Origin of the sequence: Pseudomonas sp. BLCC-B112 (assembly GCF_028550695.1) — a bacterium.
Classification (GTDB): domain Bacteria; phylum Pseudomonadota; class Gammaproteobacteria; order Pseudomonadales; family Pseudomonadaceae; genus Aquipseudomonas; species Aquipseudomonas danubii.
Genome location: NZ_JAQQGK010000003.1, coordinates 371,061 through 386,838 on the forward strand (window position 1 = coordinate 371,061; position 15,778 = coordinate 386,838).

Annotated in this window: 9 protein-coding genes; 6 read left to right on the plus strand and 3 right to left on the minus strand. The window is 65.9% G+C overall.

The window, feature by feature from the left end:
* Position 1: 1 nt before the first annotated feature.
* The 6 genes from cobN (at position 2) to PQT43_RS10625 (ending at position 9,903) form a co-directional block, all read left to right on the plus strand.
* Complete coding sequence (gene cobN, locus PQT43_RS10600; RefSeq protein WP_272753837.1) at positions 2–3,775, plus strand: cobaltochelatase subunit CobN; 3,774 nt, start codon at positions 2–4, stop codon at positions 3,773–3,775.
* Positions 3,776–3,929: 154 nt separating this feature from the next.
* Entirely contained in the window at positions 3,930–4,937 is a 1,008-nt protein-coding gene (locus tag PQT43_RS10605; RefSeq protein WP_110596695.1) for an ATP-binding protein, read from the plus strand.
* A 53-nt stretch (positions 4,938–4,990) separates the two neighbouring features.
* Complete coding sequence (locus PQT43_RS10610) at positions 4,991–5,590, plus strand: vWA domain-containing protein (protein WP_110596696.1); 600 nt, start codon at positions 4,991–4,993, stop codon at positions 5,588–5,590.
* A 215-nt stretch (positions 5,591–5,805) separates the two neighbouring features.
* Positions 5,806–7,452, plus strand: a complete 1,647-nt coding sequence (locus PQT43_RS10615) for a phospholipase D-like domain-containing protein (protein ID WP_102881546.1) — start codon at positions 5,806–5,808, stop codon at positions 7,450–7,452.
* 133 nt (positions 7,453–7,585) lie between these two features.
* A complete protein-coding gene (locus tag PQT43_RS10620) occupies positions 7,586–9,160 on the plus strand; it encodes a tyrosinase family protein (protein ID WP_267268471.1) in 1,575 nt (524 codons plus the stop codon).
* Between the two features lie 5 nt (positions 9,161–9,165).
* Complete coding sequence (locus PQT43_RS10625) at positions 9,166–9,903, plus strand: copper chaperone (RefSeq protein WP_272753838.1); 738 nt, start codon at positions 9,166–9,168, stop codon at positions 9,901–9,903.
* Between the two features lie 74 nt (positions 9,904–9,977).
* Here the strand turns inward: PQT43_RS10625 and PQT43_RS10630 are convergent, their stop codons facing one another.
* The 3 genes from PQT43_RS10630 to PQT43_RS10640 all read right to left on the minus strand — a co-directional run bounded on the left by PQT43_RS10630 (position 9,978) and on the right by PQT43_RS10640 (position 15,600).
* The gene (locus tag PQT43_RS10630; RefSeq protein ID WP_272753839.1) at positions 9,978–12,002 is read right to left on the minus strand and encodes a hypothetical protein; all 2,025 of its coding nucleotides are present in this window, start codon (positions 12,000–12,002) and stop codon (positions 9,978–9,980) included.
* Between the two features lie 123 nt (positions 12,003–12,125).
* Positions 12,126–13,856, minus strand: coding sequence for a thiamine pyrophosphate-binding protein (locus PQT43_RS10635; protein WP_253085401.1), 1,731 nt, complete (start codon positions 13,854–13,856; stop codon positions 12,126–12,128).
* A complete protein-coding gene (locus tag PQT43_RS10640) occupies positions 13,843–15,600 on the minus strand; it encodes a flavin monoamine oxidase family protein (protein ID WP_170003501.1) in 1,758 nt (585 codons plus the stop codon). The genes PQT43_RS10635 and PQT43_RS10640 overlap by 14 nt, the downstream gene beginning before the upstream one ends.
* Positions 15,601–15,778: the final 178 nt, after the last annotated feature.

The window sequence follows — 15,778 nt, forward strand, 5'->3', positions numbered from 1 at the left end:
CATGCACCTGCTCAGGACCCAGCCCGGCGGTTTCGTGTCGGATGACAACATTGCCGACCTTGGACAAACCCCCGCCGAGCTGGTGATCCTGTGCAGCGGCGACTCCAGCCTGGCGCTGCTGGCGGATGCCGCCGAGCAGTTGCCCGGAGATTACCCCAGCTTTCGCCTGGCCAACCCGATGCAGGTGCAGAACCACGCTTCGGTGGATCTGTATGTGGACCAGGTGCTGCGCCACGCCAAGGTGATCCTGATTTCCCTGCACGGCGGCATCGGCTACTGGCGCTACGGCGTCGAGCGGCTGGTGGAGCTGTCCCAGCGCGGGGTGCAACTGATTCTGGTGCCGGGGGACGATCGTCCGGACCCGGAGCTCAGCGACCTGAGCACCGTGGGCCCCGTCGAACGCGATCGCCTGTGGCAGTTCCTGCGCCAGGGCGGGCGCGACAACGCGCTGAATTTCTACCGCTGCCTGGCCAGCGGCCTGCTGGGGCGCGACTATCCCTGGAGCGAGCCGCAGACCCTGCCACGCACGGCGATTTACCACCCACACAAGAGCCAGGCCACTCTCAGCGACTGGCAGGCCGATTGGCAGCAAGGGCAAGCAGTGGCGGCGCTGCTGTTCTACCGCTCCCACCTGCAGGCGGCCAACACCGGCTTTATCGACCTGTTCTGCCAGCGCTTGCAGGCGGCGGGGCTCAACCCCTTGCCGATCGCCGTGGCCAGCCTCAAGGAGCCCGGCTGCCTGAGCCAGGTGGAAGAGTGGCTGGAGGCAACCGCGGCCGGGGTGATCCTCAATACCACCGGCTTTGCCCAATCCAGCCCCGAAGCCCCGCACCTGCGGCCGTTCCGCCGCAACATTCCGGTGATCCAGGCCATCTGCGCCCAGGACAACGAGCCCGGCTGGCGCGACAGCGAGCAAGGCCTGGGCCCGCGGGACCTGGCCATGCACATCGCCTTGCCGGAACTGGACGGGCGCATCATCAGCCGGCCCATCAGCTTCAAGGACCTGGCCTGGCGCAGCGAGCGCAGCCAGTCGGACGTGGTCTGCTATCGCGGTCAGCCCGAGCGCATGGACTTTGTCGCCGAACTGGCCCGGCGCTGGGTCGAGCTGGGGCGCCTGGACAATGGCCACAAGCGCATCGCCCTGGTGCTGGCCAACTACCCGACCCGCGACGGGCGCATCGGCAACGGCGTCGGCCTGGACACTCCGGCTGCGGCGCTGAACATCCTCAAGGCCCTGCACGCCGAAGGCTACCCGCTGCCGGCCGAGTTGCCCGCCAGCGGCAGCGAGCTGATCCGGCAACTGCTGGGCGGGGTCAGCAATGACCTGGACAGCCTCGACCAGCGCCCGTGTCAGCAAAGCCTGGCCCTGGACGACTACGCGCTGATGTTCCAGGCCCTGCCCGCCGCCAACCGCGAGGCGGTGCTGCAGCGCTGGGGCGCACCGCAGCAAGACCCGATGTTCCGCGACGGGCGGATGATGATCGCCGGCCTGCGCTTTGGCCTGACCTTTGTCGGCATCCAGCCGGCCCGGGGTTATCAGGTGGACCCCAGCGCGGTCTACCACGACCCGGACCTGGTGCCGCCCCACGGCTACCTGGCGTTCTACTTCTGGCTGCGCCAGACCTACGGCGCCCATGCGCTGATCCACGTCGGCAAGCACGGCAACCTGGAATGGCTGCCGGGCAAGGGTGTCGGCCTCTCGGAGAACTGCTGGCCGGATGCGTTGCTGGGGCCGCTGCCGAACATCTACCCGTTCATCGTCAACGACCCGGGGGAGGGCGCCCAGGCCAAGCGCCGCACCCAGGCGGTGATCATCGACCACCTGATGCCGCCGCTGACCCGTGCCGAAACCTACGGCCCGCTGCGTAACCTGGAGCTGCTGGCGGACGAGTACTACGAAGCCCAACTGCTGGACCCACGTCGCGCTCGGGAGCTGCAACGGGACATCCTGCAACTGGTGCGCGAGACCCACATCGACCGTGAGTTGCAACTGGGCGAACAGCTGGACAGCGACGCCGACGCGGCGATCTGGCTGCCGCGCCTGGACACTTACCTGTGCGACCTCAAGGAATCGCAGATCCGCGATGGCCTGCACGTGTTCGGCGAATCCCCCGGCGGCCGACTGCGCATCGACACCCTGCTGGCCCTGCTGCGCATTCCCCGGGGCGATGGCAAGGGCGCCCATGCCAGTCTGCTGCGGGCCTTGGCCAAGGCTTTCGACCTGGGCTTCGATCCGCTGGACTGCGCCCTGGCCGAACCCTGGACCGGGCGCCGCCCGCAGCCGTTGCGACAGCTCAGCGATGCCTTGTGGCGTACGGCGGGCGATGTGCGCGAACGCCTGGAACTGTACGCCGCAGCATTGATCGAAGCCGCGCTCCAGGGCCCGGTGGCACAGTTGGATGAGCCGGGCTGGGAGCCGGTACGGGTCATCATCGACGCCTTGCGCGAAGTGGTCGCGCCGCGCCTGGACGCATGCGGCCCGGCGGAAATGCGTGGCCTGCTGGACGCCTTGAGCGGGCGTTTCGTCCCCGCAGGGCCCAGCGGTGCACCCAGCCGCGGGCGTCTGGACGTGCTGCCCACCGGACGCAACTTCTATTCGGTGGACGTGCGCAACCTGCCCACCACCACCGCCTGGCGCATCGGTTTCCAGTCGGCGAACCTGATTCTCGAACGCCACCTGCAGGACCACGGCGATCACTTGCTGCAACTGGGCCTGTCGGTCTGGGGCACGGCCACCATGCGCACCGGCGGCGACGACATTGCCCAGGCCATGGCCCTGATGGGCGTGCGCCCGGTGTGGGCCACCGGCAGCCAGCGGGTGGACGATTTCGAGATCCTGCCCCTGAGCCTGCTGGACCGGCCGCGGGTCGACGTGACCCTGCGGGTGTCCGGGTTCTTCCGCGACGCCTTCGCCAACCTGATCCGCCTGTTCGACGCAGCGGTGCAAGCGGTGGCGGCCCTCGATGAGCCTGAGGACATGAACCCCCTGGCGGCCAGGGTTCGCGCCGAGCGCGAGGCCTTGATTGCGTCTGGCCTGGAGCAGGACGCGGCCGCGCGTCAGGCCGGCTGGCGGATCTTCGGCGCCAAGCCCGGGGCCTATGGCGCCGGGGTCCAGGGTGCCATCGACGGTCGCCTGTGGCAGAGCCGCGAGGACCTGGCCGAGGTCTACCTGAACTGGGGCGGCTATGCCTATGGCGGCAGCGACGAAGGCACCGCCGCCCGCGAGCAGTTCGCCACCCGCCTGAGCCAGGTGCAGGCGGTGTTGCAGAACCAGGACAACCGCGAGCACGACCTGCTGGATTCCAACGACTACTACCAGTTCCAGGGTGGCATGTTGGCCGCGGTGGAAAGCCTCAGCGGGGCCAAGGCTGCCAGCTACCACGGCGACCACAGCCAGCCGGACCTGCCGAAGATCCGCACCCTCAAGGAAGAACTGAACCGGGTGATCCGCTCCCGGGCGGCCAATCCGAAGTGGATCGAAGGGGTCAAGCGCCATGGCTACAAGGGCGCCTTTGAAATGGCCGCGACCCTGGACAACCTGTTCGCCTTCGACGCCACCACCGAGCTGATCGACGATCACCAGTACGCCTTGCTGGCAGACGCCTACCTGCTGGACGACTCGACCCGCGAGTTCGTCCGCCAGCATAATCCCCACGCCCTGCGCGACATGACCGAGCGCCTGCTGGAAGCCCAGCAGCGCGGCCTGTGGCAAGAGCCCGGCGATTATCGTGAAGCCCTGGAGCACCTGTTGCTGGATATTGAAGAAGACAGCTGAGCCTGTAGCCGCTGCCGCAGGCTGTGAACGCCGACGACGTCGACGTCACCTGCTACCGCCCCGAACCTCTTCGCGACGGCTCTGCGGTGTCGATCGCAACCTGTAGCAGCGGCCACCCCCTGATGTTTGCACAACCCTTGAGCGAGACCCCGACATGAGCGACACCCCCCATTTTCCGCTGTCCGCCGTGGTCGGCGCCGAAAGCCTGAAACTGGCCCTGTGCCTGACCGCCATCGACCCGAAGATCGGCGGTGTGCTGATCGAAGGTCCGCGGGGCATGGCCAAGTCGACCCTGGCGCGGGGCCTGGCCGATCTCTTGGCCAGCGGCCAGTTCGTCACCTTGCCCCTGGGCGCCACCGAAGAGCGCCTGGTGGGCACCCTGGATCTGGACGCCGCCCTGGGCGAAGGCCGGGCGCAGTTCTCACCGGGGGTTCTGGCCAAGGCGGACGGTGGTGTGCTCTATGTCGATGAAGTCAACCTGCTGCCCGATCACCTGGTGGACCTGCTGCTGGACGTGGCCGCCAGCGGCACCAACCTGATCGAGCGCGACGGTATTTCCCATCGCCATTCGGCGAAGTTCGTGCTGATTGGCACCATGAACCCGGAAGAGGGCGAACTGCGTCCGCAACTGCTGGACCGCTTCGGCCTCAACGTCGCCTTGAGCGGCCAGCCCGCGCCGCAGGAGCGCGGGCAGATCATCCGCCGGCGCCTGGATTTCGACAGCGATCCCCAGGGCTTCTGCGGCCAATGGGCCGAGGCGCAAACGGCGTTGCGCGAGCGTTGCCAGCAGGCCCGAGCGCTGCTGCCGGCCATCGCCCTCGATGACCTGTCCCTGGAGCTGATCACCGAGCGTTGCTTCGCTGCAGGCGTCGACGGCCTGCGCGCCGACCTGGTGTGGTTGCGAGCCGCCCGGGCCCACGCCGCCTGGCGCGGTGCCAGCGCCATCGCCGAGCAAGACATCGACGCGGTCGCCGAGTTTGCCTTGCGCCACCGCCGCCGAGAGACGGCGCCCAGTGCGCCGCAATCGGAGTCCAGCCCCCAGACGCCGGCGTCAGCCAACGCCAACCCCAGTGAAGGCCAGGGCCAATGGGGCGAAATGCCGGCCCAGGCGTTGCCCACCGGCGCCCGGCGTGAAGTGCCCAGCTGGCCAAAAAAGCCCTAGGCATCCGTCCCCGCACTGATCGGGGGGCGGATGCCAAGCCCCGGGCGGGGCACCTGGATCATGGCCGGCAAGGCAAAGGCCGCGAGGCCCGCGCCGGTTCCATCAACTGGCCCGGCACCTTGCTCAAGGGCCGGCCGCGCTTGCGCCAAGACCTGCTGTTTCGCCTGCGCAGCCGCGCGCCCCATGAACTGTGGCTGGTGATCGTCGACGCCTCGGCCTCGACCCGCCGCCACAGCGCCCTGAGCGACGCCAAGGGTTTGCTGGCACAACTGTTCGACGACGCCTACCGCCAGCGCGCGCGCCTGGCCCTGCTTACCGCCAGTGGCCGCGCACCGAGCTGGCAGGTCCAGGGCCTGAAAGCCTCCAAGGACCTGCGGCACTGGCTCGATGGCCTCGGTGCTGCTGGCGGCACGCCCTTGCCACAAGCCCTGAGCGAAGCGGCCCAGTGGCTGGAACAGCGCCAGCGGCGCCTGCCGGCGGAACAGCAGCGCGTACTGCTGATCACCGACGGCCGCCTGAAAACCCTGCCGCTGTTGCAGCCCCTGAACTGCCCGACCTTATTGCTCGACATTGAACGCGGCCCGATCCGCCTGGGCCGCGCCCGCGAACTGGCGACACGCCTCAACGCCGCCTACCACCACCTCGATCTGTAGCCTCTAACCCCGTAACCCCGTAACCCCGTAACCCCGTAACCCCGTAACCCTGTAGCCGCTGCTGAGCCTGCGAAGCTGCGACCGCCGACGCAGTCGGCGCAAAGGCCCCCAATCCTTCCCAGAAACAACGCGGAGCCTGCCCCTGCGAGCCCTTCGGGCCCGTTCGCAGCCTGCGGCAGCGGCTACACTGCCAGCGCCAACACAGGAGTGAAGCGATGCGGGTACTGGTGCGTAACGATAAGGACGATTTCCGGGTCAAGGCCTATGCCGGGACCAATGGGGTGTTGCTGGCCATGGATCTGGATGCGTCACGGCGCAAGGGGCTGCTGGGCTTCGCCATCGAGAAGCAGGTCGGCAGCAAGCCCTGGCTGTTTCTGTTCAATAGCCTGACCTTCCCCGGCAAGACCCATACCTTCCCCCAATACAACGCCACCCCCAGCGATCAGGCGCCGCTGCAGAAGTTTCGCTGGGCCGACTACGCGGTCCGCCCCGGCACCACCCTCAACTATCGGGTGCATCTGGCCTACGGCAGCCCCGATGCGCCGCAACTGGGGGAGGCCCTGGAACTGAGCATCACCGCCGACAACGGCCAGCCGCCGGGGCAGCAGGTGATCTTCAACCGTGCCGTGGCCGCCAGCCAGGCCTTCTCGCGCAAGTTTCCGGAACTGGATGCGTTGCTCAGCAACAACAAGAAACTGCCCATCGAGTCCTGGCCCGACGCCCCGCGGCAATGGCTGGAAAACGGTCTGCTGGAGGCGCTTCTGGGGTTTATCCAGCGCGCCACGGATGCCAGCTGGAGCCTGGACATCGCCATCTACGAGTACCAGTTGCAGGCCGTTGTTGACGCGGTCAACGCCGCCTTCGACCGTGGCGTGCAAGTGCGGGTGCTGTACCACGCCGGCCCCGGGGACGACGACACCACGCAGAACCAGGCCAGCCTGCAGCACCTGCCCGAGCACAGCAAACGTGGGCGGGTGACCCACGGGATCTTCCATGACAAGTTCATCGTCCTCAGCCGCCTCGACGCCGCCGGCCAGCGTCAGCCCGAAGCGGTGCTCTGCGGCAGCACCAACTTCACCGCCAACGGGGTCTACCGCCAGGCCAATGTGCTGCACAGCCTCGATCACCCGGACATTGCCGGGCGCTATCTACAGGTGTTCGAGCAGATCTGGCAGGCGCCGACGGACGTGGGGGCCACGCGCAAATGGTTGACCCAGGACAATCCCATGCAGCCGGATGCACCGCTGTTCGCCGGTTTTTCCCCGCGCAGGGGGCAGGGCGATCTCAGTGAGTTCGTCGACATCATCAACGGCGCCCGCCGCGACTTGCTGTTCGTCACCGCCTTCGCCTTGCCCGACAGGATTCTCGACGCCTTGCTCGGCCAGCCCCACGACGATGTGCTGCGTTATGGCCTGCAAAACACGGCCAGTCGCATCACCGGCTTCCACGCCGATCGCACCGCCGAGTTTGCCGCCACCGCGTTGCTCAACAAGGGCCTGGAAGGCTGGCTCAAGGAGGGTCTGAAGGGCCAGAGGGGCAACCTGCTGGTGCACACCAAGGCGCTGGTGACCGACTTCACCAGCGAGGCTCCGGTGATCATCAGCGGCAGCCACAACCTCAGCGTCGGCGCCAGCCAGAGCAATGACGAGAACTACCTGATCATCCGTGGCGACACCGATCTGGCGGATCGCTACGGCCTGGAACTGCTGCGCTTCTATGAGCATTACCGGTTTCGCTACTTCGCCAGGCAGTTGGCCCTCAAGCAGGTCCGGCCTCTGGCGGTGGACGACCACTGGAGCGATGACTATTACCTGGAAGGCGACCTGCGCCAGCTGTCGCGCCTGCGTTTTTCCGGGCGCTGAACCGAGCCGCCGAACGGCCTGCCATCGGTCCGCTTTTACCGGGGCCGGGCAGGCAGATTGATATCACCTGATCTAGCGTTGCCAGCGGAGCGAGCGCTCCCTCCGCAACGGAGCCTTTTCAGGGAGATAAATCATGGTTTATATACGGCGTGATGTAGGGAAATTGAGCGGCGATTGGGACCCGACCCTGTTGTGGTATGCCAGGGCGGTGGGCGTCCTGCTCCAGCGCCCGATCACCGATCGCACCAGTTGGCGATTCCTCGCGGCGATTCACGGATTCTCCGAGTCGTGGTGGAGGATGGACGGCTACCTCAAGGCCGGTGAGGCACTGCCCAATGAGGCGGAACAGCTGCTGTACTGGGACCAGTGCCAGCATGGCAACTGGTTCTTCCTGCCCTGGCACCGCGGTTACCTGGCGTCCTTCGAACAGATCGTCCGCGATGTGGTCGTCCAGCTGGGTGGTCCCAAGGATTGGGCGCTGCCTTACTGGAATTACAACGAGGGGCAGCAGTCCCTGCACCTGCCCGCGTGCTTTGCCGCCAAGACCCTGCCAAACAATGAGGGGCCCAACCCGCTGTATGTTGAAAAGCGCTTTGGCCTTTTGGGCGACGGCAACGTCGTGCTCGATGGCAGCCTGATCGGTCTCGGCTGTCTGGACGACCCGAGGTACGAGGGCGGCAGCGAAGGCAGCCCGCCCGGCTTTGGCGGTACCCCGAAAACCCTGCTTAGAAGCGGTGTCACAGGCGGCCTGGAGTCGTGCCCGCACAACGTCGTGCATACCGAAGTCGGTGGCCGCGATCAGGTGCGAACCGCTCCCGACGGTTCTCGGTATACGGTTCGTGGCCTGATGAGCTATCCCAATACCGCCGCGCTGGACCCGATCTTCTGGCTGCATCATGCCAATATCGACCGCTTGTGGCAGGTCTGGCTGGACAGCCCCGAGGAGCACAGCAACCCCGACAAGTCCAACTGGTACAACGGCCCCGACAAACTGAGCCGGCCCTTTATCGTGCCCCAGGTCGATGGCGAACCATGGAAGTTCAAGGTGGCGGAGGTGCTCGATACCCTGGCGCCCAGGCTCAACTATCGATACGACACCACGGCTCCCGCCAAGAGCCAGGGCAACCGTCTGCACCAGCGCTTGCAGCGCCTGGGGCTGGCAACCGATCAATTGCAGAACTTCAGCGCCAGCGGAGCATTGATGGCCAAGGAACCGGAAACAGAAGTGATAGGGGCCAATCGTGCGCCGCTGGAAATCGTCGGGCACTCGGTGCAGACCTCAGTGCAACTGGACAAGCAGGGCGCGCAACAGGTGTTCAGCAGCCTGAAGTCGAACCTGTTCGCTGCCAGCCTTACGCCGCCGGACCGGGTATTTCTCAACCTGGAAAATATTCGCGGCAACAGCGATGCGGTGTTGCTGGAGGTTTATGTCAACCTGCCGGCCGATGCCGATCCGGCTCAGCATCCGGAGCTGCGGGCCGGGGTCTTGTCGTTGTTCGGCGTGAGCGATGCCAGTCGTACCGACCACGAGCACGGCGGGCACGGCATCACCGAGGTGTTCGAGATCACCGATATCATCGATGCCCTGCACCTGGGGGGCATCACCTCGGCGGATCAGTTGAATATCCGCCTGGTGTCCAGGGCGGCGGTGCCTGCCGAGGACCAGATCACGGTATCGCGGGTCAGCCTCACCCGGTTGGGCGGTTGAGGGGCGTGCTACGTGGCCTGCGACCCTTTGGCCAGAACCCGCGTCCCTGGTTGCTGCTGATCAGCCTGGTGGGGTGGGGGTGGTTGCTGGGGTCGACGGCGATGCTGTCGATTCCGTCGTTCTGCGGCAGCCTGCCGTTGTCCGGTTATGCCTTGGGCTGGCGGGGCATCGAGCAGGCGTTGCTGTTCAATCCACCGCAGCAATTGTTGCAGGGCTGGTGGCTGATGCTGCTTGCCATGCTGCCACTGCTGTTGGTGCAGCCCTTGCTCTACGTCTGGCACCGTAGCTTGCGGCGCAAGCGTTGGCAGGGCGTTGCCCTGTTCGTGCTGGGCTTCGGCGCGGTCTGGAGCCTGGCAGGCGTGGTGCTGATGGGGCTAGTGGTGGCGGTCCGGGTGTGGTTCGGCCTGAGTGCCTGGCAGGGTTTTTTTGCCGTGTTGCTGTTGTGCCTGGTCTGGCAGGCCTCGCCGTTCAAGCAACATTGCCTGAACCAGTGCCACCGGCAGCCGCGGATCTGTGCCTTTGGCCTGGGCTATCTGAGGGACTGCCTGGGTTTTGGCCTGTCCGCCGGGGCTTGGTGCGTAGGTTCCTGCTGGCCGCTGATGCTGTTGCCGGTGCTGCTGGAACAGGGGCATGTGGCGCTGATGCTGCTGGGCATGCTGTGGATGCTCTACGAACGCCTGTTGCGGCCTCGGGGCTTGCGCTGGTATTGGCCCTGGCCTCGTCATCCGCGGGGTTTGTCCTAGTCGTTGCCTGAGGTTGCCCAGGGGCAGGGTCGCCCGCGGTTGCGATCCCGCCCCTGGTAGCCTTTGCCTCAGGCCTACAACCGCGGCGCCGGGCTCACCGTGGCATTGCGCCAGGCGGTTTGCAGTTGCTCTTCGAGCAACGCCGGGACCTGTTTGCCGGGCTGGTTTGCCAGGCTCAGCTTCAGGCCGTTGAGGGAGCGGCCGCTGAGGCGGTTGCCCGCCAGATCCTCACGAAACACCTGTTCCGCCTCGGCATAGCGCTTCTGCGCCAGCAAGGCATAACCCAGGGACTCGCGCAGGGTGTAGTACCAGTCCGGCGGCTCGTTGTAGGCCAGGGCGTCTTGCACCTCCACCGCCTTGCGCCAGGCGGCAATCTGCTGCTGGCCGGCATCGCCGGTCAGGGCCTGCAGGTCAGCGTTGAGGCCCTCTTTGGCGTTGTTGAATACCTGGTTGCCCAGGTTTTTGAAGGCTGCGAGATCCAGTGGGCCGGCGGCACGGGTCAGGGCGCGGTCGAGCAGGGTCAGGTTGGCGATGCGCAGCAGCTGCAGCGCGGGATTGTTGCCATATTGCAGGGCGTCCTTGCCGGTCAGGGGCTGGGGCGAGGTAGCGACGGCCTGCCAGAAACCCTTGAGGGCATCACGGGCCTGGTCCTGGTTGAGGTTCTGGGCGCTCAGTTGCCGGTACGCCAGGGCATAGGCCTTCATCAGTTGGGTGTAGGGCTTGGTCAAGTCCTGCCAGGGCTTGTCCGTTCCCTGGTTGGCCTCGCGGCAGGTCTGGTTGAGGGTGGCCAGGCCGGCGTCGATCTTCGGTTCGATCCGTGCCAGGGCGTCCCAGTCCTCGAAGCGTACGGCGAAGTAGTAGGGCACCGCGTAGAAGTAGTCGCTCTTGGTCTTGAGCTCTTCGGGGTACTGCTGGCAAAGGAAGGGCACGGCCGCGTAGCGGGTGGTGTTTTCCACCAGTTCCTCGGCCATGTTCATGGATTCGTTCTTCCGGCCTTCGATGGACAGGGTCCAGGTCAGGAAGTGGATGTTGTGCCCCAGGTAGTGCAAGGCGTAGGGGCTTTGCGGCTGGACCTGATGGGCGTAGGCGCGGTCCACCGAGACGGCGGTGTAGTTGGCCACGCTGGCCAGGTTGTTGTTGCCGGTGCGCTGGTAGATGTGCGAGGCCATGTGCACCAGATGGCCGATGGCCGGGTTCTGGTCGCGGAAGCGATTGGCCATGGGCAGGCCGCTGTCGGGGAAGGGTGATTCCTCGATGGCGTGGATGTAGAAGTGATTGGCTCCGGTGTGCTGCTGGTCCTGGACCAGTACCCGGTTGAGCACTTGCAGGGCCTCGTAGGCGGCGTCGGTCGGCTTGACCTGATTGGATACGGCCTCGGTGCCGTCCCACCATTTCCACGGGTCGCGGCTGAGCAGGGCGTCGGCGTACAGGGTCGCGGCATCCAGGTCGTCAAAGTAGTCTTCCGACAGTTTTTTCATGGCGTCGGCGTAGCGCTTGTTGCCCTCATCGCCAAGGCTGACCTGGCCGTCCTTTTCGCTATACAGGCTCAGCAGCGCCTTGGCGTAGTCCACCTCGCGCTGCAACTGACGCTGGCTGAAGGTGGCTTGTGCGGCGCTGTCCTTGAGCCGGGCGCTGGCGTGCTCCAGGGCGATCTGAACCGAGCGGTAGGCCAACTGGTTGCAACCGGTGGTGGCGACACTGTTGATGTTGGAGTTGGCCGACAGCGCGATGCCCCAATAGGGCATGGCCGAGCCTTCGTCGAAGCGGCTGGCCTGGTAGAAGGCGCGGATCGCCGCGGAGAAATTGAAACCGTATTGCAGGGCCATGCCCTGGCTGTAGAAGGCCTGGACCTGCTCCGGCTGCTTGAGGCTGACCAGGGGGTAACGGGTGCCACCCAGGCCCGAGAGCAGTTGGTCGCCCTCGGTGTCCTGGGGGCTGACGCATTTGTGCAGCACTTGCAGGTAGGGCGTGTCCGGCGGCACCGGGGTGAAGCCGCCACTGTGTTCATCGCTGCCGTGGTTCATGGTGTGGGCCAGGGCGCTGGCGCTGACCAGCAGCAGGCCGGCGGCGAGGGTCGAGCGCAGGAAGGGAACGTCCATGCTGTGTTGCTCCTAAGAGGACATGCTCGGTAGGAGCCGGCTTGCCGGCGCAGGCGGTCTTACCGACCTGTTCGCCGGCAAGCCGGCTCCTACAGTGGGAGGGGCACTGACAACCGCCGGGGTTCAGTCGTTGTCGTGGCTGTGACGGGCGACGAACGACGGGCCGTCCGGCTTGGCCAGGCGCTTGATCTGCGGTGCCAGGTCCTGCCGGGGAATCACCACCTGGATCAGCGCCGGGCGGTCCTTGATCTGCAGCAGTTGCGGCAGCAACTGTTCCAGCCCGGCCCGGGTCGAGACCTTGAAACCCTCGGCGCCAAACCCCTTGGCCAGGGCCAGGTAGTCCCAGGTCGGCAGGGTGTCGAACGGGGCGAACTGGCCGCCGGGCTCGAAGGCATCGATATCGACGAACGCCTGTTCGATGGCGTAGACCTCGTTGCTCATGACGAACACCAGGGCGTTGATCCGGTTGCGTGCCAGGGTTGACAGCGACTGGCAGATCATCATGAAGCCGCCGTCGCCGGCCACCACGATCGGCCGCCGACCGCTGCCCATGGCCACCCCCAGGGCGCAGCCGGTTTCATGGCCCAGGGAACCCCAGATGGCATCGGCGACAAAGCTGTCCCGAGGCAGGCCGTTGATGTTGCTGGCGGCATACAGGGCCGAGCTTTCACCGAGGATCAGGCTGCTGCCCGGCCACAGGTTCTGTTGCCGGGCAAAACCGTCGAGGATCTCCAGGAACAGGTCATAACCCAGTGCATCGTCGGGTGCGCCCTGTTGCAGCAGCGGCGGGCGCGCGGGTTCCGGAACGTGGTTGCGCAGGGGGTAATCGCTGTCCAGGCCCAGGGCCCCCAGCAGCCGTTGCACGTACTCCGGCAGCGGTACGTGGGGGTAGTACTGCAGGCCGGTGCGGGCCAGTTGGCTGTTGACCAGGATGATCCGGCTGAAGTCCTGGTTCAGCAGTTGCAGGTAGTCGTCGGTGAAGATCACCCCCAGGGCGAGGATGCAGTCCACGTCCTGCATGAAGGCCTGGGTCCACAGGCGCGAAGCGGTGCCGGCATAGGTGCCGATGAACTGCGGGTGACTTTCGTCGACCACGGTCTTGGCTTCCAGGCTGGTGGTGAAGGGCAGGCCGCTGGCCTCGATCAGGCGCATTACCTGCTCCTGCAGGCCGTAGCGGGCCACCTCGATGCCGAGCATGATCAGCGGCGAGCGGGCGCTGCCCAGGCGCAGCAGGCTGGCCTCGATGGCGGCGCGCATCGAGGCCTCGTCGCAGCGGGCGGGCAGCGGTTGCAGTTCGCCCTGAGGGCGCGGGCAAGGTTCGCCCCAGACGTTCTGCCAGGCTTCCAGGTAGATCGGCCGGCGCTCGCTGATGGCCTTGACCAGCGCCTCGTCGATCAGCGCCGGGGCGCGCAGGCTGTCGTCAAGAATCAGGCTGGCCACGGTCACCGGCTCAAAGACCTTGCGGCCCACATCCAGATCACCGGTGGAGTGGTGGAACAGCACATCCTGGGACCAGATCAGGTCGCGGTTCTGCGCCGACGGGCTGGCGCTGATCAGCACCAGCGGATTGCGTTCGACATAGGCGCCGGCAATGGCATTCAGGGCACTGAAGGTGCCGACGCTGTATTGCAGCGATACCGCGCCGATCCCGGTGTAACGGGCATAGCCGTCGGCCGCGTAGGCGGCGGCCATCTCGTTGACTTCGCCCACCGCGTCGATGCCGTCGAAGTCGTCCAGGGCCGACATGAAGTGCGAGACGTAGTCCCCCGGCACCTGGAACACCTTGGTCAGGCCCAGTTGCTGCAGGCGGGTCAGCAGGTAGTCGGCGACGCTGAAGGGGTCATTGCTGGCCATGGGCGATCCCCTCGTAGGCGAACTGGGTGACGCCGTCCAGGGTCTTGGCGCAGTTCTGGCAGGGCAGCGGCTGGTCGCCGGGCAGGGTGCAGCCGTCCGGGGTCGGCACCGGCAGCAGGGCATAGTCCTTGGGCAGCCAGTTGGGGCGCTTGAGGCCAAAGAAATCCTGCAGGGTCGACTCGGCCACGGTCAGCGCGCCTTCCACCCAGCCCTGGCCCATGGAGTAGGCCTCGCCGACGATATGGATCTGCTGGTCGGCCACCGGCTTGCGCATGCGGCACAGGATCTGGTCGATCCGGTAGTTGGCCTTCCATTCGTGCCAGCCGCCGCCATAGGGATCGGCATCCCAGGCGTGGTAGACCGCCGAATAGGGACGTGGCAGCTCCACCTGGTCATGCAGTTGAGTGACTTGCATCTGCGCCACCCGGACCATTTCGTCGCTGACCTGAAACTCGCTTTTGGGCACCACTGCTGCAGCTTGCAACTGCCCGGCGAGGCTGGCCGGCACATGGCCGACAAAGGGTGCACCGCCTTCGAGGCCTTTCCAGAAGGGCACGGTGCCGATGTCGTTGTAGGAGGCCATCAACAGCGAGTTGAGATTCGGCTGGCCGCCGGGCTGTTCGCACTCGGTGCCCATGTAGTAGACCTGGCGCACCGGCAGGTCGGTGACCGAGCGCCCGGCCACCAGCCCGAGGCTGCGCCACCAGGGCTGTTCGTAGGCCAGAAACAGCTTGAACGCCGACTGCATCAGCACCGAGCCGAGGTTCTCCTTGAGCCAGGGATCGTCGAACAGCGGCGCATCGATCAGCTCCAGGGCACGACGGGGCATGGCCAGGATGATCTGCTTCGCCTTGACCACCTGGCTGCCGTCGATGTCCCGGGTGCTGCCCTGTTCGGTGATGGTGCTCTGGAAATGCAGGCGATAGGGGAAGTCGCGGTCCTTGGCGTAGCTGATCTGCACCAGGCGCTGGTTCATCTGCACCCGTTGGGCGCCGGGCAAGATTCCCGGCAGCTTGCGGAACTTGGCCTCCAGGGTCAGGGGCAGGCTCTGGAAACCCTTGGTCAGGGTGAGGAACTCGGTGTCGTCGCTGTATTCGGTGGCGGGCAGCTGGGTGACCGCGCTGGCGTTGGCGACGTTGGCGTCGTAGCCGCCGGCGTCCTTCATGAACTGGTAGCCCTCATTGCTCATGACCCGGTACAGCAGGTCCCAGAAGCCGTAGCGCCAGATTTCTTTGCCGAACACCTTGACCTGCATCTGCTGGCACAGGCTGAGCTGGTCGAAGCCCGGGTAGACGTAGTTCATCACCTTGACTTGCAGGTCCTCGGGGCCGAAGCCACGTTCGGACCAGGCCAGGTCGTAGGGGATCTTGTGCGGCGCCTCCTTGAAGTCGCGATAACGAAAGCGCTTGCCCCGCAGGTAGAACAGGTTGTTCAGCGAGCCCACCGGGGGCGGCGCGCCCATGGGGAATTTCTGGCTTGGCAGGCGCAACTGCTTGACCAGGCTGTCTACCAGCACATGGCCGGTGGGGCCGGGGATATAGCGCATGCCGCCGACTTCCGCGACCACGTTGGGCAGCCCCGGCAGGTTGATGCTGAACAGCCGGCCGCCGATCCGGTCGCCGTATTCGAACAGGCCGATACGCAGTTTTTCACCTTGTTCATGCTGCAGGCGCCAGGCGCTGTAGGTGCCGGACACACCCCCACCGACCACCGCGACATCGAGTTCGAGTTCTTGAGGTTTCATGCTGAAGTCCTTTTCGCTGGGAGGCGGACAGGGAGGTCCGTCGCGACCAGTATTGTCCAGTTTTGGCGAAATGCCAGTTTGCCATTAGTGCATGTTTCGGCCTGTGTATACGGGGCTTTTACGATTATTGTCGGACAATATACGGGCCTGCTGGCGGGGCGCTCTGCGAGGGGCTTGA